We start from the raw sequence: 20,803 nt of genomic DNA on the forward strand, positions 1-20,803 counted from the left end.
TAACACTCTCTTACAACCGAGAGAAATCATTGAAAAGTGCAAGCCCCATTAACAGCACCAGCAAAATCGAGCCAATGCGATAACTAAAGTCTTGAACTCGCTCGGATACCGGTCCGCCTTTTAGCTTTTCAATCGCCAAAAACAGCAGATGACCCCCGTCTAAAACGGGAAGCGGGAACAGGTTGATTATCCCAAGGTTCACGCTAATGAGCGCGAGGAACATGAGATAGTAAATCACCCCGAATTCCGCTGACATCCCAGCCCCCTGAGCAATCGAAATTGGCCCACTGAGGTTGTTCAGTTTCACATCACCGGTTATCAATTTCCCCAACATGTTGACCGTCAGCTTCATCAGTTGCCATGTTTTATCCGTGGCTTCAAGGATGGCGCTGAACGGCCCATACTGGCGTATTGTCTTGTACTCATCTGGCAGCGGGATCACTTTTGGCACAACGCCTGCGAACCCTTCTGCCTTTTTGCCGACCGACTTCGTATCCGGGATCAGCGTCAGCGAAAGCGGACTACCCTGCCTTTCAACTTCCAGCGCGAGAGACGTTCCCGGATTATCGCGCACCAGAGTAACAAAGGTCATCCACTCTGTTAATGGTTGACCATCGACTTTAACGATCCTGTCGCCCGCTTGCAAACCCGCTTTGCTCGCCGCCGAATTTGCCTGTACTTCGGCTAATACCGGCTCGATCTGCGCGCCGCGTGGACGAATGCCCAGCGCAGCGACGGGATCTTCTTTGTCTGGCTCGAAACGCCAGTGACGTAAATCGAGTACTTTGTCCTGACGCGTATCTGAACCAAACGGCGACACGCTGATGGTGGTCTGCGGATCGCCAATTTTAGCTACCAGCTGCAGTCGCACGGCATCCCAATCAGGGGTTTCGATGCCATCAATCGCTTTAAGTTCCATCCCGGATGTAATTTGCGCATTCGCCGCGATGGAATTGGGGGCAATTTCACCCACCACCGGACGTACGCCAGGGACGCCGATGATAAACACCAGCCAGTAAGCGAAAATAGCAAAGATGAAGTTGGCTACCGGTCCGGCAGCAATGATGGCGGCGCGTTGTCCAACGGTTTTATTGTTGAATGCGCTGTGTCGCAGCTCAGGAGCGACAGGCTCGACGCGTTCGTCGAGCATTTTGACGTAGCCGCCCAGCGGGATAAGGGCGATGACAAATTCCGTGCCGTGGCGGTCGGTGCGCGTCCAGAGTGATTTCCCAAAGCCGATGGAAAACCGCTCTACGCGCACGCCACAGCGGCGAGCAACCCAGAAATGGCCAAATTCATGCACGGTAATCAGTACACCCAGTGCAACAATGAACGCCGCCAGATTCCAGAGAATGCTCAGCATAAAACCTTCCGTTAAATCGTCCCGAATACCAGTAAAAGCAAACACGCAAACACTGGAACAGCCGCTGTCAGGCTATCAATGCGATCCAGTATACCGCCATGCCCTGGAATCAGGTGTCCGCTGTCCTTAATCCCTGCTTCACGCTTAAACATACTTTCGGTTAAATCACCGAGCACGGAGGCAAGCGCAGCAAAAATCGAGCACACCAGCAGTATTGACGGTGCTACTTCAAGATTCGCCCAGACGCCGTAGCCCCAGGAGATGATCGCTGCCGTAAACAGGCCGCCGATGAATCCTTGCCAGGTTTTGCCCGGGGAAACCTTCGGTGCCAGCTTATGTTTGCCAAACAGTTTACCAAACATATAGGCCCCGGAGTCAGCCCCCCAGACCAGAATCATCACATAAAGCAGCCAGATCGCACCGCTGTAGTGGTTTTCGTCGTAGTGCCAGGCTCGCAGCGCAACCATACCCCAGAAAAAAGGAATAATTGTGAGCAAGCCAAAAATCAGTCGCAGCACTTTTGAATTACGCCATAATGCCGCTGAACCCGGATAAAAAAGAACCAGCAACAGCGCGGCAACCCACCAGGCCAACGATATCCACAAGGAACCGGCAACCAGGGGCTGATGAATATCATGGTGATATTCAGGCAACGTAAACAGCATTATGGCCAGGATAAAGCCACAAAGTACCGCAAGCCATACTCGCTGAGTGCGCGAGGTAAAGCCGCTAAACTGTCCCCATTCCCACGCGGCGAGCATGCACACCACCAGCGTGACAATAGCGAATCCCACCGGGGGCAGTAAAAACAGCGCCGCAATGACAATAGGTATTAATACAAAAGCGGAAATCAGGCGATACTTCAGCAAAAGCTACCCCCATCAGGCTTTGTCGCCACCTGGCTCGGTGCCGCCGAAACGACGCTCTCGATTGGCAAAGGCATGCAGCGCACCTTCAAAGTCTTGTTCATCAAAATCGGGCCAAAGAACATCTGTAAAGTAAAGTTCGGCATAGGCAATTTGCCATATCAAAAAGTTACTTATGCGATGTTCTCCCCCTGTCCTAATTACCAAATCCACAGGTGCCTGTTCATTCATGCAGATTTGCTTGCTCAGCGCCTCTTCATCAATTTGGTCGGGTCTCAACAGCCCTTCCTGAACCTGTTCGGCCAGATGCCGAACGCCCTGGATAATATCCCAGCGTCCACCGTAATTCGCCGCAATATTCAGCGTAAGACCGGTATTATTTTCCGTCAGCGCTTCTGCTTTACGAATCCGTTCCTGCAAACGTGAGTTGAAACGACTGGTATCGCCAATGATACGCAGGCGGACGTTGTGGCGGTGCAGGCTTTTTACTTCGCTGTCTAGCGCCCACACAAACAATTCCATCAACGCAGTCACTTCCTGCAGAGGTCGATTCCAGTTTTCACTGCTAAAAGCATAGAGCGTTAACGCATCAATGCCGTTGTTGGCGGCAAAAGAAACGGCGCGGCGAACGGATTTCGCCCCCGCTTTATGCCCAAAGGCTCGTATCTTCCCTTGTCTTTTCGCCCAGCGGCCATTGCCATCCATAATGATTGCTACATGACGGCAGCCATGAGCTGGCAAATTTTCGCTTATTGGTTGATTCGCAGACAACATAACGCGTTTTTTGTCCCTGAAAAGGATTTAACGGTACTCAGGAATACTGAAGCCTATACATAAAAAAGCCGTGTCAAACCACGGCTCACCTGACCACATTAAGTCAAATACCTGCGATCAGGTGGCGCAGACTATATCACTGAAGCCCAACGCTAACAAATAGCACGACGACTAGTGCTTGCTTTATCACCAGCTTGCGAGACGTGTCACCTGTTGACGCGCAATATTACGCGCAGCTGCATCCACTGCCAGCACCTCTTCCACGCTTTGTGGTTCGCGCAAATCCATCATCTCCAGTACCGATAAATTTAACGACGCGATATCGGTAAAACGAATTTGCTGATTCAGAAATGCCTCAACGGTAATTTCATTGGCTGCATTAAGTGCCGTCGTCGCCGCCTGCCCCTGGTCAAAGGTATTCATCGCAAGCTTCAGACAAGGATAGCGGTCGTAGTCTGGTTCACTAAACGTCAGGGAACTTAGCTTGCAGAAATCAAGCGGCTTCACGCCAGATTTCACTCGTTTTGGCCACGCCATTGAATGGGCAATCGGCGTACGCATATCCGGCTCGCCCAGCTGTGCCAGCACGCTGCCATCCTGATAACGCACCATCGAGTGAATCACCGATTGCGGGTGAATCAGTACTTCCATCTGTTTCGCTGACGCATTAAATAGCCAGCGCGCTTCAATGTATTCCAGACCTTTGTTCATCATGGTGGCAGAATCAACGGAGATTTTACGCCCCATCGACCAGTTCGGATGACGGCACGCCTGATCCGGTGTCATCGCACGCAGTTCAGACAGTGGCGTTTCGCGGAACGGGCCACCAGACCCGGTAAGCAGAATAGACACCACGCCATTCTGCTCCAGGTCAGCGTACCCCAGGTTCTGTTGAAAAGGTTGCGGTAAACTCTGAAAAATCGCGTTGTGCTCGCTGTCGACCGGCAAAAGACGCGCGCCGCGCTGCTTCACCGCATCCATAAACAGGCGTCCGCAGGTGACCAACGACTCTTTATTGGCCAGCAAAACATCCTTACCGGCATCAATCGCGGCAAGCGTCGGCAGCAGCCCTGCCGCGCCGACAATGGCCGCCATCACCTGATCCACCTCGTCCAGCGCCGCCATCTCGCAGGCCGACTGATGGCCGCTCAGCACTTCGGTTCGGCAGCCCTTTTCACGCAGCTGTGCTTTCAGCAGACGCGCGCTCTCTTCGTCATCCATCACCGCATAGCGGGGCGCAAACTCCAGGCACTGCTCGGCCATTCGCTGCACATTCTTACCGGCCACCAGCGCTGTCACGGTGTAAAGTTCAGGATTATGGCGAACGACGTCGAGAGTGCTGCAACCGATAGAGCCGGTTGAGCCGAGGAGTGTTAAATGCTTCATGAGATGCCCGAAAAAAGTTAGACCAGATAAAAGCAAAACGCCGCCAGCAAGACCCGAAGTCCCTCTGAACGGCGTTTATCAGTGTACGACAGAAATCAGAACTGCATCAGTTCCGCTTCTTTTTCTGCCAGCGCCGCATCAATTTTCTTGATGGCCGCGTCGGTCATTTTCTGAATGTCGTCCTGAGAACGACGATCGTCATCTTCGCTGATCTCTTTTTCTTTCAGCAGTGCTTTCACTTTATCGTTCGCGTCGCGACGGACGTTACGCACGGATACACGACCCTGCTCAGCTTCGCCACGAACCACTTTGATAAGATCTTTACGACGCTCTTCCGTCAGCGGAGGCAGTGGAACACGGATGTCTGCGCCCGCAGAGCTTGGGTTCAGTCCGAGGTCAGAGGCCATAATCGCTTTCTCAACGGCCGGGCTCATAGAGCGGTCGAAGACGTTGATTTTCAGCGTACGGGTATCTTCAACCGTCACGCTCGCCAGCTGGCGCAGAGGCGTTGGCGTACCGTAGTATTCTACGATGATGCCATCAAGCAGGCTTGGGGAAGCACGGCCAGTACGGATTTTGCTGATTTGGTTTTTGAACGCTTCTACGCATTTGTCCATGCGTACTTCAGCATCTTTTCTGATGTCGTTAATCACGTTACGAATCCTTGAAAACTTGTCTCAGGCAGACTATCCGCCAGCACAGCGCTACAGGTGTGCTAAGTATAGTCGCGTTTAATTCATGACAACGCCAAAGGCGCGCCCGGGTAAGATACCACTACAAAATAAAGCAGAATCTTACCTGTATTTATCGTCAACGGAAATTATTCCGTGATCAAAGTGCCTTCTTTTTCGCCCATGACCACGCGACGCAGTGCGCCAGGCTTGTTCATGTTGAAGACACGGATCGGCAGTTTGTGGTCGCGAGCCAGCGTGAAGGCGGCAAGATCCATCACTTTCAGCTCTTTATCCAGCACTTCGCTGTAGCTCAGCTGATCGTACATGGTGGCAGAAGGATCTTTTGCCGGGTCGGCAGTAAACACGCCGTCTACTTTGGTCGCTTTCAGTACCACATCGGCTTCGATCTCGATACCGCGCAGGCAGGCGGCGGAATCGGTTGTAAAGAACGGGTTACCCGTACCGGCGGAGAGGATCACCACGCGGTTATTGCGCAACAGGCTGATGGCTTCTGCCCAGCTGTAATTATCGCAAACGCCATTCAGCGGAATCGCGGACATCAGGCGGGCATTCACATAGGCGCGATGCAGTGCATCACGCATTGCCAGGCCATTCATGACGGTTGCCAGCATGCCCATGTGGTCGCCCACTACGCGGTTCATCCCCGCTTTCGCCAGACCAGCACCACGGAAAAGGTTGCCACCGCCAATGACCACGCCAACCTGGATACCCAGTTCGACCAGTTCTTTGATTTCCTGTGCCATGCGATCAAGGATGCTTGCGTCAATACCGAAGCCTTCCGATCCCTGCAGCGCTTCGCCACTCAGCTTAAGCAGAATGCGTTTGTACACGGGTTTTGCATTGGTAGCCATGTTTCTTTCCTGAGACTGTCAACGATTAAGATGGGGGTTAATTCTGGCGACATGATATGCCGCAAATCAGCACAGCGATACTGGAGCCTGTCTGATTTCCTGTGACGGGTGACAAAAAGAAGCCGCCCTCAGGCGGCTCCTTTTCAATCATTAAGACTGCTTGGACATTGCAGCAACTTCTGCTGCGAAGTCAGTCTCAACTTTCTCGATGCCTTCGCCCACTTCGAAGCGGATGAAGCCAGTTACGTCAGCGTTGTGCTCTTTCAGAAGCTGAGCAACAGACTTGCTTGGGTCCATTACGAATGGCTGGCCAGTCAGAGAAACTTCGCCGGTGAATTTCTTCATGCGGCCTTCAACCATTTTCTCTGCGATTTCTTTTGGCTTACCAGACTGCATCGCGATGTCCAGCTGAACCTGGTACTCTTTCTCTACCACTTCAGCAGACACGTCTTCTGGCTTAACGAATTCTGGTTTGCTTGCAGCGATGTGCATTGCCAGCTGTTTAACCAGCTCTTCGTCAGCGCCTTTAGCCGCAACCAGAACACCGATACGTGCACCGTGCTGGTAAGAGCCCAGAACGTCGCCTTCCAGAGAAGATACGCGACGGATGTTGATGTTCTCACCGATTTTAGCAACCAGCGCAACACGTTCTTCTTCGAACTGTGCTTTCAGAACTTCAACGTCAGTGATTTTGCCCGCAACAGCTGCGTCCAGAACTTTGTTAGCAAATGCCTGGAAACCGCCATCTTTAGCAACGAAGTCAGTCTGGCAGTTAACTTCCAGAATGATGCCGTAGTTGCCGTCGATCTTAGTGATGATCACGCCGTCAGCAGCAACGTTGCCTGCTTTTTTAGCTGCTTTGATCGCACCGGATTTACGCATGTTTTCGATTGCCAGCTCGATGTCGCCGTTCGCTTCAGTCAGCGCTTTTTTGCAATCCATCATGCCTGCGCCAGTACGCTCGCGCAGCTCTTTTACCAGGGATGCGGTAATTTCAGCCATTCTTAAATCCTCGGGAGATGTGAACTGCCCGGCCGGGGGCCAAACAGTGTAAATTGAAAAAAGGGGCCGGTAATGGGCCCCTATTCATACACGGTACTAATAAGGGGTAAAACCTTATTATTCAGCTTCTACGAAGCTTTCTTCCGCCTGAGAAGCCAGATCCTGGGAACGGCCTTCACGAACGGTAGCAGCTACAGCGCTCAGGTACAGGCTAACAGCACGGATTGCGTCGTCGTTACCCGGGATAACGAAGTCAACACCGTCCGGATCGGAGTTGGTATCAACGATAGCGAATACCGGGATACCCAGGTTGTTAGCTTCTTTGATTGCGATGTGCTCGTGGTCTGCATCGATTACGAACAGCGCGTCTGGCAGGCCGCCCATATCTTTGATACCGCCCAGGCTGTTTTCCAGCTTGTCCAGTTCACGAGTGCGCATCAGCGCTTCTTTCTTAGTCAGCTTGTCGAAAGTACCGTCCTGAGACTGGGTTTCCAGATCTTTCAGGCGTTTGATGGACTGACGAACAGTTTTCCAGTTGGTCAGCATGCCGCCCAACCAGCGATGGTTCACGAAGAACTGGTCGCAGCTGTTAGCAGCATCTTTCACAGCTTCGCTTGCAGCGCGCTTAGTACCAACGAACAGAATCTTACCTTTACGGGAAGAGATCTTGTTCAGTTCAGCCAGGGCTTCGTTGAACATTGGTACAGTTTTCTCAAGGTTGATGATGTGAACTTTGTTACGCGCGCCGAAGATGAAAGGCTTCATTTTCGGGTTCCAGTAACGGGTCTGGTGACCAAAGTGAACACCAGCCTTGAGCATGTCGCGCATGGAAACAGTTGCCATGTTTAAAACCTCTATATTGAAAGTTGGGGTTATGCCTCCACGTATCCCATATTACCGACCCCGAAGGGCACCCCGGAATATGTGCCGATACGTGTGTGTTGTTACACAAAGTGAGATTTGTCGCTTCCGTCCAGCCTGTGTATCTGAGATGGATCGGAAGTCCGGCGCGCTTTATACCACAAAACACGATCAGAAACCAACTGTTGTTGGCGGAGTGTGCTGTTAATGATTCTCAATTTGGCACGGAGCGTGCCTGACTGATACCATTGACGACACTTAGACTAGTATTGTCGAAAAAATCGACACCGATGGACAGATTACATGGCTATCTCTATTAAGACACCTGAAGAAATTGAAAAGATGCGCGTCGCCGGTCGTCTGGCCGCGGAAGTGCTGGAAATGATCGAGCCGTTTGTGAAGCCGGGCGTCAGCACCGGTGAGCTGGACCGTATCTGTAACGACTATATCGTAAACGAGCAGCACGCGGTTTCCGCCTGCCTCGGCTACCACGGTTTTCCGAAATCCGTCTGCATCTCTATTAATGAAGTGGTGTGTCACGGTATTCCGGACGATGAAAAACTGCTGAAAGACGGCGACATCGTTAACATCGACGTGACCGTCATTAAAGACGAATACCACGGTGACACCTCAAAAATGTTCATCGTTGGCAAGCCGACTATTCTTGGCGAGCGTCTTTGCAAGGTTACCCAGGACAGCCTCTACCTGGCGCTGAAAATGGTTAAACCGGGTATTCGCCTGCGTACCATCGGTGCGGCAATCCAGAAGTTTGTGGAAGCAGAAGGTTTCTCCGTGGTGCGCGAGTACTGCGGTCACGGCATTGGTCGCGTCTTCCATGAAGAACCGCAGGTCCTGCACTATGACGCAGATGACGGCGGCGTGGTGCTGCAAAAAGGCATGACCTTTACCATTGAGCCGATGGTCAACGCGGGTGACTATCGCATCCGTACCATGAAAGACGGCTGGACGGTGAAAACCAAAGACAGAAGCTTGTCTGCACAGTACGAGCATACTATTGTGGTAACAGACAACGGCTGCGAAATTATGACGTTGCGCAAGGATGACACCATCCCGGCGATACTGACGCACGATGAATGATAAAAAAGCCGGCAAATGCCGGCTTTTTTAATGGTTATAGCTTTTTCTTATGGGTGGCGCACGATGAGTAATCTTTTACCCGAACAGTATGCTAACACAGCACTTCCCACCCTCCCCGACCAGCCCGATAACCCGGGCGTCTGGCCGTCGCACGAGCTGACCTGCGCGCATATTAAAGCCCATATGGATGTTTTCCATCGCTGGCTGGGCAGCGCGTTCGACGCAGGCGTGTCGGCCGAGCAGCTCATTGAAGCGCGCACCGAATTTATAGACCAGCTGCTGCAGCGCCTGTGGATCGATTACGGGTTTGGGCAAATCAGTGATGTTGCTCTGGTTGCCGTCGGGGGCTATGGCCGCGGTGAGCTGCATCCGCTTTCCGATATCGATCTCCTGATCCTAAGCCGCAAAAAGCTGCCGGACGAACAGGCGCAAAAAATTGGCGAACTGCTGACGCTGCTCTGGGACGTAAAGCTGGAAGTCGGCCACAGCGTGCGCACCCTGGAAGAGTGTCTGCTGGAAGGGTTATCGGACCTGACCGTCGCCACCAACCTGATTGAAACCCGCCTGCTGATCGGTGACGTCGCTCTGTTCCTGGAGCTGCAAAAACACATCTTCAGCGACGGCTTCTGGCCGTCAGAAAAGTTCTTCGCCGCGAAGGTCGAGGAGCAAAATCAGCGCCACCAGCGCTACCACGGCACCAGCTATAATCTTGAACCCGATATAAAAAGCAGCCCCGGCGGCCTGCGCGACATCCACACTTTACAGTGGGTCGCCCGCCGCCATTTTGGCGCCACCTCGATGGACGAGATGGTCGGCTTCGGCTTTTTAACCGAGGCCGAGCGTAACGAGCTGAACGAGTGCCTGCACCTGCTCTGGCGTATCCGGTTTGCTCTGCATCTGGAAGTCACCCGCTACGATAACCGCCTGCTGTTTGACCGCCAGCTCAGCGTGGCTCAGCGTCTGAATTATCAGGGCGAAGGCAACGAGCCGGTTGAGCACATGATGAAGGATTTCTTCCGCGTCACCCGCCGGGTGACCGAGCTGAACCAGATGCTGTTGCAGCTGTTCGACGAGGCCATTCTGGCTCTGACGGCGGACGAAAAACCGCGCCCGATTGATGACGAATTCCAGCTGCGCGGCACGCTTATCGATCTGCGCGACGAAACGCTGTTTATTCGCGAGCCGGAAGCGATCCTGCGGATGTTCTATACCATGGTGCGCAACAGCACCATCACCGGGATCTATTCCACCACCCTGCGCCATCTGCGCCATGCGCGCCGTCATCTGACGCAGCCGCTGTGCTATATCCCGGAAGCCCGTTCGCTGTTCCTGAGCATGCTCCGCCACCCGGGTGCCGTAAGCCGCGGCCTGCTGCCGATGCACCGTCACAGCGTGCTGTGGGCCTATATGCCGCAGTGGTCGCACATCGTCGGGCAGATGCAGTTCGATCTGTTCCACGCCTACACGGTGGATGAACACACCATCCGCGTGATGCTCAAGCTGGAGAGCTTTGCGAAAGAAGAGACGCGCTCCCGCCACCCGCTGTGCGTGGAGCTGTGGCCGCGCCTGACCCATCCGGAACTGATCCTGATTGCCGCCCTGTTCCACGATATCGCCAAAGGTCGCGGCGGTGACCATTCGGTGCTGGGCGCGCAGGACGTACTGAAATTTGCCGAACTGCACGGCCTGAACTCACGTGAAACGCAGCTGGTGGCCTGGCTGGTGCGCCATCACCTGCTGATGTCGGTCACCGCGCAGCGTCGGGATATTCAGGACCCGGAGGTCATTAAGCAGTTCGCGGAAGAGGTTCAGACTGAAAACCGTCTGCGCTATCTGGTCTGCCTGACGGTGGCGGATATTTGCGCCACCAACGAAACCCTGTGGAACAGCTGGAAGCAGAGCCTGCTGCGCGAGCTGTATTTCGCCACAGAAAAACAGCTGCGTCGCGGGATGCAGAACACGCCGGACATGCGCGAGCGCGTACGTCACCACCAGCTTCAGGCGCTGGCACTGCTGCGGATGGATAATATTGATGAAGAGGCGCTACATCAGATTTGGGCCCGTTGCCGCGCCAACTATTTTGTCCGCCATAGCCCAAACCAGCTGGCGTGGCATGCGCGGCACCTGCTCAAGCACGATCTGTCCCAGCCGATGATCCTGCTAAGCCCGCAGGCCACGCGCGGCGGAACGGAGATTTTCATCTGGAGCCCGGACCGGCCTTATTTGTTTGCTGCGGTCTGCGCCGAGCTGGACAGGCGTAATCTGAGCGTTCACGACGCGCAGATTTTCACCACCCGCGACGGTATGGCGATGGACACCTTTATCGTGCTTGAGCCGGACGGCAGCCCGCTCTCGGCGGACAGGCATGAAGGGATACGTTTTGGTCTGGAGCAGGCGATTACCCAGCGCAGCTGGCAGCCTCCGCAGCCGCGTCGCCAGCCTGCGAAATTGCGCCACTTTACCGTCGATACCGAGGTCAATTTCCTGCCGACCCACACCGACCGAAAATCGTTCCTGGAGCTGATCGCGCTCGACCAGCCAGGGCTGCTTGCCCGCGTCGGCCAGGTTTTTGCCGATCTGGGAATTTCGCTTCATGGGGCCCGAATTACAACCATTGGCGAGCGAGTAGAAGATTTATTTATAATCGCGACAGCGGACCGGCGTGCCCTTAATAATGACCTGCAGCTTGAAGTGCAACAACGGTTGACAGCAGCCCTCAATCCAAACGATAAAGGGTGATATGTTTTTTAGTGAAATGGAAAGAGTGAACAATGCAGCAGTTACAGAACGTTATTGAGTCCGCTTTTGAGCGTCGCGCCGAGATTACCCCGGCAAATGTGGATACCGTGACCCGTGAAGCGGTAAAACAGGTGATTTCCCTTCTGGATTCCGGCGCGCTGCGCGTGGCAGAAAAAATCGACGGTCAGTGGGTCACTCATCAATGGCTGAAGAAAGCCGTGCTGCTCTCTTTCCGCATCAACGATAACCAGGTTATCGACGGAGCTGATAGCCGCTACTTCGATAAAGTGCCAATGAAATTCGCTGACTACGACGAAGCGCGTTTTCAGAAAGAAGGCTTCCGTGTGGTACCGCCTGCGGCGGTTCGTCAGGGTGCATTCATCGCGCGCAACACCGTGCTGATGCCATCCTACGTGAACATCGGTGCCTACGTTGACGAAGGCACCATGGTTGACACCTGGGCGACCGTAGGTTCCTGCGCGCAGATCGGTAAAAACGTTCACCTGTCCGGCGGCGTGGGCATCGGTGGTGTTCTGGAGCCACTGCAGGCTAACCCGACCATTATCGAAGACAACTGCTTCATCGGCGCGCGCTCTGAAGTGGTTGAAGGCGTGATCGTTGAGGAAGGCTCCGTGATCTCTATGGGCGTTTACATCGGTCAGAGCACCCGTATTTATGACCGTGAAACCGGCGAAGTTCACTACGGCCGCGTTCCGGCGGGCTCCGTGGTGGTTTCCGGCAACCTGCCGTCTAAAGATGGCAAATACAGCCTGTACTGTGCGGTTATCGTGAAGAAAGTGGATGCGAAAACGCGCGGTAAAGTGGGCATCAACGAATTGCTGCGCACCATCGATTAATCGGGTATAACAAAAAGCGGGGGCAACCCCGCTTTTTTTATATCTGAGGGTGGCGAAAATAGATTTTTTCGTTAATTATTCAAAGGTTATGTTGAGATCAAGGGTCCCGCTATGTACGATAATCTGAAAAGTCTGGGCATTACCAATCCTGATGAAATTGATCGTTACAGCCTCCGTCAGGAAGCCAATAACGATATTCTGAAAATCTATTTTCACAAGGACAAAGGAGAGTTTTTCGCCAAAAGCGTGAAGTTTAAATATCCACGCCAGCGTAAGACCGTTGTGGCTGACGGTGTAGGACAGGGCTACAAAGAAGTACAGGAAATCAGCCCTAACCTACGCTATGTGATCGATGAACTCGATCAGATCTGCCAGCGCGACCGCACCGAAGTCGATCTTAAGCGTAAGATCCTTGACGATCTGCGTCACCTTGAAAGCGTTGTGACGAATAAGATCAGCGAGATTGAAGCAGATCTTGAGAAATTAACTCGCAACAAATAAGTTGGGTGCGGCCTGATGCCCTCACCCCGGCCCTCTCCCACAGGGAGAGGGAGAAAACCATCATGTAGGCCGGGTAAGGCGAAGCCGCCACCCGGCAAACAACATCATCGCTGCTCATCCAGCTGCAGCGCCACATACAGCAGCAGCCTGTCGTCAAAATTCCCCAGATCCAGCCCCGTCAGCTCCGAAATCCGGTTTAACCGATACTCCAGGGTATTGCGGTGAATAAACAGCGCCTTTGAGGTCGCCAGCGGCTGCACGTTGTGACGGAACCAGGCCTGCAATGTGCGGCGCAGCAGGCCGTTGTTGTCCATGGCTTTCAGGCGCACTAATGGCCGCGCCAGCTCATTGGCCTGCCAGCCGCCGCGCAGGCTGTCGAGCAGCACCGGCAACATCAAATCCTGATAGAAGTAACTGCGGCTTTCCGGCATACGCTGTTTACCCACCATCATGGTGGTGCGTGCGGTCCGCCAGGAGCGGGCGATACTGCCCGGCCCGGTAAAGTAGTTGCCCAGCGCAACGCGAAAACGCAGCTGACCATTCTCCTCCATCCGGGAGATCAGCTGCTCCACGCGACGACGATGATCGTCGGCATCCCAGCGGCCAAACGCATTGAGCGCCGGTTTGAGGACCACCATTTCCGTCAGAGAAACGATCGCCACCAGGTTATCGCGCTCCGGCGTCGCCAGCGCATTTTGCAGCTGCTGCAGCTCGGCCATCGCGCTGTCCACGCCAAGCTGGCCGCTATCGACCTCAATGACCGCTACCACGCGCGGCTGGTTGAGATCGATCCCCAGACGCTGCGCCCATTCGCTGAGCGCAGGCGTATGCTCTTCCGCCTGAATAAGGTTCATCACCAGCTCTTCACGCAGGCGGCTGTCCTGGGCAAGCAGGTGCATCAGGCGCGACTGCTCCAGCATCATCTCAGCCGTCATACAGACCAGCTCACCGTATTTTCGCAGTGACTCGGGCTCGCCGGTGAGGCCGATTACCCCCACAATTTCGCCTTCAAGGCGCAGCGGTAAATTAATGCCCTGGCGTACGCCGTGCAGGTGTTTCGCTACCGCATCGTCGATATCCACGACCCGCCCCTGAGAAAGCACCAGCAGCGCGCCTTCGTGCAATTCCCCAATACGCTCGCGATCGCCGCTGCCAATAATGCGCCCGCGGGCATCCATCACGTTGATATTGGTATCAATGATGCGCATGGTGCGCGCCACGATATCCTGCGCCATTTTGGTATCAAGATGCCAGCCAGCCATGTAACCCTCCTGTGAGCAGAGCTCAAGCATAGAGAAGTTCAGCGACGGCTGCATTGTGCGAATGCACAAAGAGAGAGGGAGAAGTATGGAGTTGTGGCAAGAATCACAGAAACGAGAAAGCCCCTGCGAACAGGGGCTTAAGAGAATTACTGCATCAGCAGATAAAGAGAGGTATCACCACGCTGAATATTCAGCGCCAGTACGGAAGGCTTGCTCTCGAGAATTTTGCGCAGTTCAGCGATGTTTTTCACCGGCTGCTGGTTAGCGCCCATGATCACATCGCCTTTTTTCAGGCCGATACGGGCTGCCGGTGAATTCGCTTTCACGTTGTTCACCACCACGCCTTTGTCTGCGCCTTTGTTGCTCATCTCGGCACCTTCAATCCCGCTGAAGATGGTGCTGGAATCCACCTGATTCTGGCTGCTCTGCTGCAGCTCCAGGCTCACGTTAACCGGCTTACCGTCTCGCAGCAGGCCGAGGGTCACTTTACTGCCAATCGGCATTGAGCCTACTTCGGCACGCAGGGCGGCAAAGCTGCTGATCGGCTTACCGTTCAGGGAGGTGATCACATCCCCCGCTTTAATGCCCGCTTTCGCCGCGGAGGAATTCGGCATCACCTGGCTGACGAATGCCCCGCGCTGAGCGTCAACTTTCATCGCCTTAGCCAGTTCGGAGTTAAGCTCCGTACCGAGGATACCCAGCTCGCCGCGTTTCACCTGGCCATACTGCACCATCTGCGAGGTCAGGTTTTTCACCATGTTACTTGGGATAGCAAAACCGATACCAATGTTGCCACCGTCCGGTGCCAGGATAGCGGTGTTGATACCGATCAGCTCACCGTTCAGGTTCACCAGCGCACCGCCGGAGTTGCCGCGGTTGATCGCCGCATCCGTCTGGATGAAGTTTTCATAGTTCTCAGCGTTGAGGCCGCTACGGCCCAGCGCAGAGACGATACCCGAGGTCACGGTTTCCCCCAGACCGAACGGGTTACCGATCGCCACGGTATAGTCGCCCACGCGCAGCGCATCGGAGTCGGCAATTTTAATCGCCGTCAGGTTTTTCGGATCCTGAATCTGGATCAGCGCGATGTCGGAACGCGGATCTTTACCCACTACTTTGGCGTCGAACTTACGGCCATCGCTCAGCTGAACCTTAATGCTGTTCGCGTTATCGACAACGTGGTTGTTAGTGACGACGTAGCCTTTCGCCGCATCAATAATTACCCCTGAGCCAAGCGCCATGAATTTCTGCTGCTGGCCGCCGCCCTGGCTGTCATCCCCGGCACCGCCGCCCTGACAGAACGGTGAACTCTGGAATGGCGAACCATCCTGGCAGAACGGCGAGTTATCGCCGAAGAACTGCTGGAAGTTACGCGGCATACGCGGCGTATTGACGGTCGTGCTGCCCTCAACGTTAATACTCACCACCGATGGCATCACTTTTTCGAGCATCGGTGCCAGGCTTGGCATCTGCTGCGCGGTTGCTGCCGACGACGCGGTCTCGGCTGCAGTAGCAGTCAGAGGAGACAGCGCTAAACCTAAACTCAGAGCCAGTGCACTCATTGCTAATGTGGTTTTTTTCATGTTTCTCAATCTCGATTTACAGGTAACGCAAAATTGCTGTGTAACTCAGATTCGTTTTATACCGCTTAGTTCCGGCGATAAGTTTATGGAAAAGGTAAAAATTTATTGGCCGTCTTTACAAAACTCCGGAATTATTCCACCGCCATCAGCTTGCGGTATTCATCCCAGGCATACAAATCCGTCATGCCGCTGATATAGTCCTGGATAAGACGGCAGCGATAATAATATTCCATCACCGGCCATTCGGGAGAGTTGCGTTCCAGCTTGCCAATCGCTTCAACATACGCCAGACGATGCCGGGTAGAGAGTTTTTGATAAAGCCGCGATTCGATGGGTATTCTGCGCACGCGCTCGTGTTCCACCAGTTCGCTGAATTCATCGACCGACAGCTGAAGCAACGGGGAATAAATTTCCAGTAACCCACTAATTACCCGATAGCCCTGCAGCTCCAGCTGCTCGACATCCGGATGGCTGAATACATGCCGCATCGCCACATGTTTATAAAGCTCAAGGAGTTGACTGAAACTGCTGTCATCTTCCAGCAGCGCGTGGTTGAATTCCCCGCTGAAAATGAGCGGCAAATTATCAATAAAACGCGATGCCGCATACGGCACCAGTTTATTTAATGTATTGACCCGCAAATACATAAAGAACTGGTCTTCCGTACTGCGGCTTAAAGTATTTGAGCGCGATTTTTCCCAGGCATTTTCGACCACCTGCGCAAACAGCGAGCCTTTTTCATGGGTGCCCCAGGCCGCATAAAGATGCTGATAAAGCTCCTCGACGCTGAAGATTCTTTTCTCCACGGCATCTTCCAGATCGGCCACGCAATAGGAAATATCATCCGCGGCTTCCATAATCCAGGTCAATGGAAAGCGGCCGTTTGGCGTCAATGAAAGTTCTTTACGTAACCGTTCAATATAGGCCTCTTCGGAAAGGTAATAGCCCGGTTTTTTCATTAAATAGCTGTGGGACGGGGGCGTATCCCCCATCCACCACGCGGGGCGCGTATATTTCAGAATGCAGCCGACCTGTGCCCAGGTCAGGTTCATGCGCATCAGGGAATGGACCAGCCGGATCCCCTGCGCGTTGCCCTCGAAGTGACACAAATCCTGGCGCACTTTGCGACGCAGATCGTTCAGCCGCTCTTCACCTTCACGCAGGCGTAAATCGCGTACGGTGCAGCGGTCATCGCTGAGGGGCTGGCTTACCGCATCCGAAGGATAAAGCCGCTGCTTAAACCAGTCATTGATCGCCGCCTCACCAAAGTGGCCGAAAGGCGGATTGCCGATGTCATGCATCAGGCAGGCCATCTCAACGATGCTCTCGAAGGGCCCCGTCAGCTCGTCCAGACCATAGGCTTCCAGTAAACGCTGCTCTTTGAGACGGCTCAAAATCTCTTTGGCAATGTAGCGCCCGACCTGCTGCACTTCCATCGAGTGGGTTAAGCGCGTGCGCACCGCGGCGTTACGCTCCAGCGGGAACACCTGAGTTTTTTGCTGCAGACGGCGGATGGCAGGCGAGTTAACGATCCGCCCGCGATCGCTCTCGAAGATACGCAGGATCTCATGTTCGCTCTTGTCGCCCTGCGGCGAACGGAAACGTCGGTGCCAGTTAATTTTGGTACGAAAATCGATTGGTGACATGTGCTCCCCCGCGTGAGAATGCGTTTCCCCTTAACCGCATGATAGACTATGCATCTTAACAAGGCACATCGCGAGTAAATCTATGAAAATCGGCATTATTGGTGCAATGGAAGAAGAAGTTACGCTGCTGCGTGACAAAATTGAGAACCGTCAGACCCTCTCTCTGGGAGGTTGTGAGATCTACACCGGCCAGCTGAACGGTGTTGACGTGGCTCTGCTGAAATCAGGCATCGGTAAAGTGGCTGCTGCGCTGGGTGCAACCCTGCTGCTTGAGCGCTGCAAGCCGGACGTGATCGTGAATACCGGCTCTGCGGGCGGCCTGGCGCCGACGCTGAAAGTGGGCGATATCGTTGTCTCCGACGAAGCGCGTTACCACGATGCCGACGTCACCGCGTTCGGTTACGAGTACGGACAGCTCCCGGGCTGCCCTGCTGGTTTTAAAGCTGACGACAAGCTGATTGCGGCGGCAGAGACCTGCATCGCAGAACTCAACCTCAACGCGGTACGCGGTCTGATTGTCAGCGGTGATGCCTTCATCAACGGCTCAGTTGGGCTGGCGAAAATCCGTCATAACTTCCCTCAGGCGGTTGCCGTTGAGATGGAAGCGACCGCGATCGCTCATGTCTGCCATAACTTCAGCGTACCCTTCGTGGTGGTTCGCGCCATCTCTGACGTGGCAGACCAGCAGTCCCACATCAGCTTCGACGAGTTCCTGACCGTTGCGGCAAAACAGTCCACCGTGATGGTGGAGCGCCTGGTGCAGAATCTGGCACGTGGCTAAACATACCGTCAGGGCGCTGGCCGCCCTGCTTCTTCTCGCACCGCTGTGGCTCTATGCGTTACCGCGCGTGATTACTCTCTCTCCCGCAAATACGGAACTGGCGTTTGCCGCCGGGATCACGCCCGTTGGCGTGAGTAGCTTTTCGGATTACCCACCGCAGGCCGCGGGTATTGAACAGGTGGCAACCTGGCAGGGGATGAACCTTGAGCGCATCGTGGCGCTTAAACCGGATCTCGTGCTGGCCTGGCGCGGCGGCAACGCCGAGCGGCAGGTCAACCAGCTCACCTCGCTTGGCATAAAGGTCATGTGGATTGATGCCGTCAGCATTGAGCAGGTCGCTCAGGCGCTACGCGCCCTGGCCCCCTATAGCCCTACGCCCAAAAAAGCCGAGGCTGCGGCGAAACAGATGCTGAGCGATTATGCCGCGCTGAAATCCCGATACGATACCCCTGTTAAAAAGCGCATCTTCCTGCAGTTTGGCAGCCAGCCGCTGTTTACCACCGGAAAAGGGTCGATTCAGAACCAGGTGCTGGAAGTCTGCGGCGGTGAAAACATCTTTGCTGCCAGCCGGGTACCCTGGCCGCAGGTGAGCCGCGAGCAGGTCCTGGCGCGCCAGCCGCAGGCCATCGTCGTGGTCGGAAATGCGAGCGAGATTCCTAAAATTGAACAATTCTGGCAAAGGCAGCTAAAAATTCCGGTAATCCCGCTCAACAGCGACTGGTTTGAACGCGCCAGCCCGCGTATTATCCTCGCCGCAAAACAGCTCTGTGCCGCGCTGGCAGAGAGTCACTAACATAAGACCCTTTTCGAGGATTTAACGATGCTCGTTTATTGGCTGGATATTCTTGGCACAGCCGTTTTTGCTATCTCCGGCGTTCTGCTCGCCGGAAAACTACGCATGGATCCGTTTGGCGTGCTGGTGCTGGGCGTCGTGACCGCTGTCGGCGGCGGGACTATCCGCGATATGGCGCTGGCAAATGGCCCGGTGTTTTGGGTGAAAGATCCTACCGATCTGGTGGTCGCGATGGTCACCTGCCTGTTAACCATTGTGCTGATTCGCCAGCCCCGCCGCTTACCCAAGTGGATATTGCCGGTACTGGATGCCGTGGGTCTGGCCGTGTTTGTCGGTATTGGCGTCAATAAGGCGTTTAATGCCGGTACCGGTCCGATGGTGGCAATCTGCATGGGCGTATTAACCGGCGTGGGCGGAGGGATCATTCGCGACATTCTGGCGCGTGAAGTGCCGATGATCCTGCGTACTGAAATTTACGCAACGGCCTGCATCGTGGGCGGGATTGTTCACGCTACCGCGTACTACACCTTTGCCTTACCGCTGGAAAATGCCGCGATGCTGGGGATGGTCGTGACGCTGGTGATACGCTTAGCGGCGATACGCTGGCACCTGAAGCTGCCGACGTTTGCGCTGGATGATAATGGCAGGTAAAAGCAAAACGGTAACCGCAAGGTTACCGTTTTGAGTATTTACGCCCTATCCCTGTGAGAAAGGGACGGAGTAACGGCATCAGCCCGCACTCTCTTAGATGCTGAACGAAGATCCACACCCGCAGGTGCTTGTCGCATTCGGGTTAGTGACCACAAAGCGCGAACCTTCCAGACCCTCGGTGTAATCCACCGAACCACCCACCAGATATTGCAGGCTCATCGGGTCAACCACCAGCGCGACGCCCTGTTTCTCGATAGTCATATCACCATCGTTAACCTGATCGTCAAAGGTAAAACCATACTGGAAGCCGCTGCAGCCGCCACCGGTAATATAGACACGCAGTTTCAGGTCCGGATTGTCTTCGTCGGCAATCAGGACTTTCACTTTGTTGGCTGCTGCTTCGGTAAATTCGAGCGGTACAGCTACTACGTCATCACTCATCTTATGCTCCCATGAATACTGCTATTGGGTAAAATTCACCCAATTCTTTGTCTCATTATCTAATACCCTGGTAATTCATTCAAGTATTCTGCGTGGCGGCCCGCTCCGCCTCTTGTTTTGCCAGGGTACGCGCAAGGATGGTGGAGTATAGCGGTTTTCCACCCAGGAACTGGGCTAATAGTGTCGCGCCGAGACAGGTAATGATCATTGGCAAAATGAGCTGGTAATTGTCCGTCATCTCCAGCACCAGCACGATGCCAGTCAACGGCGCACGCAGGGACGCGGCCAGCAGCGCGCCCATTCCGGCCACCGCAAACGTCCCGGCTTCAAGGTGATAGGCGGGAAAGCCCACTTCAGCCGCCATCCCAAACGCAGTCCCCAGCAGCGTGCCCAGCGCCAGCATCGGGGCAAAAATCCCCCCGGGCGCGCCGGAAGAGAAGCACAGTACCGTCGTGATAACCCGGGAGATAAACATAAACAGCAGCAGACCCACGCTGAAATTCCCTGCCGCCGCAATGGGAATCAGCCCGAACCCGCCGCCTGCGGCATTCGGCTCGATAAACCCGAGTACGCCGCACATGCCGCCCAGCAGACCGCCCATCAGCACCCATTTCGTGGTGTTCCCGCCGTGAATGCGCTGGAACATATCCTGG

20 protein-coding genes are annotated in these 20,803 nt (G+C 54.5%); 7 read left to right on the forward strand and 13 right to left on the reverse strand.

Annotation, left to right across the window (positions count from 1 at the left end; genetic code table 11):
• Positions 1 to 10 precede the first annotated feature (10 nt).
• The 8 genes from rseP to rpsB all read right to left on the reverse strand — a co-directional run bounded on the left by rseP (position 11) and on the right by rpsB (position 7,780).
• Complete coding sequence (rseP, locus tag DEO48_RS14190) at positions 11 to 1,363, reverse strand: sigma E protease regulator RseP (protein ID WP_109845536.1); 1,353 nt, start codon at positions 1,361 to 1,363, stop codon at positions 11 to 13.
• 11 nt (positions 1,364 to 1,374) lie between these two features.
• Complete coding sequence (cdsA, locus tag DEO48_RS14195; protein ID WP_023310457.1) at positions 1,375 to 2,232, reverse strand: phosphatidate cytidylyltransferase; 858 nt, start codon at positions 2,230 to 2,232, stop codon at positions 1,375 to 1,377.
• Positions 2,233 to 2,244: 12 nt separating this feature from the next.
• Complete coding sequence (gene ispU / locus DEO48_RS14200; RefSeq protein ID WP_024907522.1) at positions 2,245 to 3,003, reverse strand: (2E,6E)-farnesyl-diphosphate-specific ditrans,polycis-undecaprenyl-diphosphate synthase; 759 nt, start codon at positions 3,001 to 3,003, stop codon at positions 2,245 to 2,247.
• A gap of 186 nt (positions 3,004 to 3,189) precedes the next feature.
• A complete protein-coding gene (gene ispC / locus DEO48_RS14205) occupies positions 3,190 to 4,389 on the reverse strand; it encodes a 1-deoxy-D-xylulose-5-phosphate reductoisomerase (protein ID WP_109845537.1) in 1,200 nt (399 codons plus the stop codon).
• A 95-nt stretch (positions 4,390 to 4,484) separates the two neighbouring features.
• Entirely contained in the window at positions 4,485 to 5,042 is a 558-nt protein-coding gene (gene frr, locus DEO48_RS14210; RefSeq protein WP_003856180.1) for a ribosome recycling factor, read from the reverse strand.
• 167 nt (positions 5,043 to 5,209) lie between these two features.
• Positions 5,210 to 5,935: a UMP kinase gene (gene pyrH, locus DEO48_RS14215; protein WP_008501910.1), complete on the reverse strand. Its 726-nt coding sequence runs from the start codon at positions 5,933 to 5,935 to the stop codon at positions 5,210 to 5,212.
• A 150-nt stretch (positions 5,936 to 6,085) separates the two neighbouring features.
• Positions 6,086 to 6,937: a translation elongation factor Ts gene (gene tsf, locus DEO48_RS14220; RefSeq protein ID WP_014882627.1), complete on the reverse strand. Its 852-nt coding sequence runs from the start codon at positions 6,935 to 6,937 to the stop codon at positions 6,086 to 6,088.
• Between the two features lie 117 nt (positions 6,938 to 7,054).
• The gene (gene rpsB, locus DEO48_RS14225; protein ID WP_003856207.1) at positions 7,055 to 7,780 is read right to left on the reverse strand and encodes a 30S ribosomal protein S2; all 726 of its coding nucleotides are present in this window, start codon (positions 7,778 to 7,780) and stop codon (positions 7,055 to 7,057) included.
• A gap of 321 nt (positions 7,781 to 8,101) precedes the next feature.
• Between rpsB and map the strand changes: the two genes are divergently transcribed.
• The 4 genes from map to DEO48_RS14245 all read left to right on the forward strand — a co-directional run bounded on the left by map (position 8,102) and on the right by DEO48_RS14245 (position 12,993).
• On the forward strand, positions 8,102 to 8,896 hold the full coding sequence (map, locus tag DEO48_RS14230) for a type I methionyl aminopeptidase (RefSeq protein ID WP_029741203.1): 795 nt from the start codon (positions 8,102 to 8,104) through the stop codon (positions 8,894 to 8,896).
• Positions 8,897 to 8,959: 63 nt separating this feature from the next.
• Positions 8,960 to 11,635 carry a bifunctional uridylyltransferase/uridylyl-removing protein GlnD gene (gene glnD, locus DEO48_RS14235; protein ID WP_109845538.1) on the forward strand — a complete coding sequence of 892 codons (2,676 nt, stop codon included), beginning with the start codon at positions 8,960 to 8,962 and terminating at the stop codon, positions 11,633 to 11,635.
• Between the two features lie 32 nt (positions 11,636 to 11,667).
• On the forward strand, positions 11,668 to 12,492 hold the full coding sequence (gene dapD / locus DEO48_RS14240; RefSeq protein WP_109845539.1) for a 2,3,4,5-tetrahydropyridine-2,6-dicarboxylate N-succinyltransferase: 825 nt from the start codon (positions 11,668 to 11,670) through the stop codon (positions 12,490 to 12,492).
• 111 nt (positions 12,493 to 12,603) lie between these two features.
• Entirely contained in the window at positions 12,604 to 12,993 is a 390-nt protein-coding gene (locus DEO48_RS14245; protein WP_008501916.1) for a DUF3461 family protein, read from the forward strand.
• Positions 12,994 to 13,097: 104 nt separating this feature from the next.
• Here DEO48_RS14245 and DEO48_RS14250 read toward each other — a convergent pair whose 3' ends face one another.
• The 3 genes from DEO48_RS14250 to dgt all read right to left on the reverse strand — a co-directional run bounded on the left by DEO48_RS14250 (position 13,098) and on the right by dgt (position 17,484).
• Entirely contained in the window at positions 13,098 to 14,255 is a 1,158-nt protein-coding gene (locus DEO48_RS14250) for a CdaR family transcriptional regulator (RefSeq protein ID WP_109845540.1), read from the reverse strand.
• 146 nt (positions 14,256 to 14,401) lie between these two features.
• Positions 14,402 to 15,838: a serine endoprotease DegP gene (degP, locus tag DEO48_RS14255; RefSeq protein ID WP_023310451.1), complete on the reverse strand. Its 1,437-nt coding sequence runs from the start codon at positions 15,836 to 15,838 to the stop codon at positions 14,402 to 14,404.
• A gap of 131 nt (positions 15,839 to 15,969) precedes the next feature.
• Positions 15,970 to 17,484, reverse strand: coding sequence for a dGTPase (gene dgt / locus DEO48_RS14265; RefSeq protein ID WP_109845541.1), 1,515 nt, complete (start codon positions 17,482 to 17,484; stop codon positions 15,970 to 15,972).
• An 82-nt stretch (positions 17,485 to 17,566) separates the two neighbouring features.
• On the opposite strand from dgt, the gene mtnN reads away from it, so the two are divergent.
• Genes mtnN through DEO48_RS14280 form a run of 3 tightly spaced genes read left to right on the forward strand, consistent with a single transcriptional unit; the run spans position 17,567 to position 19,709 of the window.
• Positions 17,567 to 18,265 (forward strand): 5'-methylthioadenosine/S-adenosylhomocysteine nucleosidase, encoded by a 699-nt coding sequence (gene mtnN, locus DEO48_RS14270; RefSeq protein ID WP_014882620.1) that lies wholly within the window; start codon positions 17,567 to 17,569, stop codon positions 18,263 to 18,265.
• Positions 18,258 to 19,058, forward strand: a complete 801-nt coding sequence (btuF, locus tag DEO48_RS14275; RefSeq protein ID WP_045355180.1) for a vitamin B12 ABC transporter substrate-binding protein BtuF — start codon at positions 18,258 to 18,260, stop codon at positions 19,056 to 19,058. Before mtnN ends, btuF begins: the two co-directional genes overlap by 8 nt.
• 27 nt (positions 19,059 to 19,085) lie before the next feature.
• Entirely contained in the window at positions 19,086 to 19,709 is a 624-nt protein-coding gene (locus DEO48_RS14280) for a TRIC cation channel family protein (protein ID WP_047742782.1), read from the forward strand.
• A gap of 93 nt (positions 19,710 to 19,802) precedes the next feature.
• Here the strand turns inward: DEO48_RS14280 and erpA are convergent, their stop codons facing one another.
• Together erpA and DEO48_RS14290 are read right to left on the reverse strand one after the other, a co-directional pair.
• Positions 19,803 to 20,150: an iron-sulfur cluster insertion protein ErpA gene (gene erpA, locus DEO48_RS14285; RefSeq protein WP_023310446.1), complete on the reverse strand. Its 348-nt coding sequence runs from the start codon at positions 20,148 to 20,150 to the stop codon at positions 19,803 to 19,805.
• Between the two features lie 79 nt (positions 20,151 to 20,229).
• The coding region (locus DEO48_RS14290; RefSeq protein WP_181367014.1) for a chloride channel protein at positions 20,230 to 20,803 on the reverse strand (574 nt) is incomplete at its 5' end.

This window comes from Enterobacter sp. CGMCC 5087, from assembly GCF_003144775.1.
Lineage (GTDB): Bacteria > Pseudomonadota > Gammaproteobacteria > Enterobacterales > Enterobacteriaceae > Enterobacter > Enterobacter cloacae_M.

What these genes read in the sequence shown, in the direction of transcription:
- rseP (WP_109845536.1), bottom strand. Translation starts at nt 1,363, where the DNA reads ATGCTGAGCATTCTCTGGAATCTGGCGGCGTTCATTGTTGCACTGGGT.
- ispU (WP_024907522.1), bottom strand. Translation starts at nt 3,003, where the DNA reads ATGTTGTCTGCGAATCAACCAATAAGCGAAAATTTGCCAGCTCATGGC.
- ispC (WP_109845537.1), bottom strand. Translation starts at nt 4,389, where the DNA reads ATGAAGCATTTAACACTCCTCGGCTCAACCGGCTCTATCGGTTGCAGC.
- pyrH (WP_008501910.1), bottom strand. Translation starts at nt 5,935, where the DNA reads ATGGCTACCAATGCAAAACCCGTGTACAAACGCATTCTGCTTAAGCTG.
- tsf (WP_014882627.1), bottom strand. Translation starts at nt 6,937, where the DNA reads ATGGCTGAAATTACCGCATCCCTGGTAAAAGAGCTGCGCGAGCGTACT.
- rpsB (WP_003856207.1), bottom strand. Translation starts at nt 7,780, where the DNA reads ATGGCAACTGTTTCCATGCGCGACATGCTCAAGGCTGGTGTTCACTTT.
- map (WP_029741203.1), top strand. Translation starts at nt 8,102, where the DNA reads ATGGCTATCTCTATTAAGACACCTGAAGAAATTGAAAAGATGCGCGTC.
- glnD (WP_109845538.1), top strand. Translation starts at nt 8,960, where the DNA reads ATGAGTAATCTTTTACCCGAACAGTATGCTAACACAGCACTTCCCACC.
- dapD (WP_109845539.1), top strand. Translation starts at nt 11,668, where the DNA reads ATGCAGCAGTTACAGAACGTTATTGAGTCCGCTTTTGAGCGTCGCGCC.
- DEO48_RS14245 (WP_008501916.1), top strand. Translation starts at nt 12,604, where the DNA reads ATGTACGATAATCTGAAAAGTCTGGGCATTACCAATCCTGATGAAATT.
- DEO48_RS14250 (WP_109845540.1), bottom strand. Translation starts at nt 14,255, where the DNA reads ATGGCTGGCTGGCATCTTGATACCAAAATGGCGCAGGATATCGTGGCG.
- degP (WP_023310451.1), bottom strand. Translation starts at nt 15,838, where the DNA reads ATGAAAAAAACCACATTAGCAATGAGTGCACTGGCTCTGAGTTTAGGT.
- dgt (WP_109845541.1), bottom strand. Translation starts at nt 17,484, where the DNA reads ATGTCACCAATCGATTTTCGTACCAAAATTAACTGGCACCGACGTTTC.
- mtnN (WP_014882620.1), top strand. Translation starts at nt 17,567, where the DNA reads ATGAAAATCGGCATTATTGGTGCAATGGAAGAAGAAGTTACGCTGCTG.
- DEO48_RS14280 (WP_047742782.1), top strand. Translation starts at nt 19,086, where the DNA reads ATGCTCGTTTATTGGCTGGATATTCTTGGCACAGCCGTTTTTGCTATC.
- erpA (WP_023310446.1), bottom strand. Translation starts at nt 20,150, where the DNA reads ATGAGTGATGACGTAGTAGCTGTACCGCTCGAATTTACCGAAGCAGCA.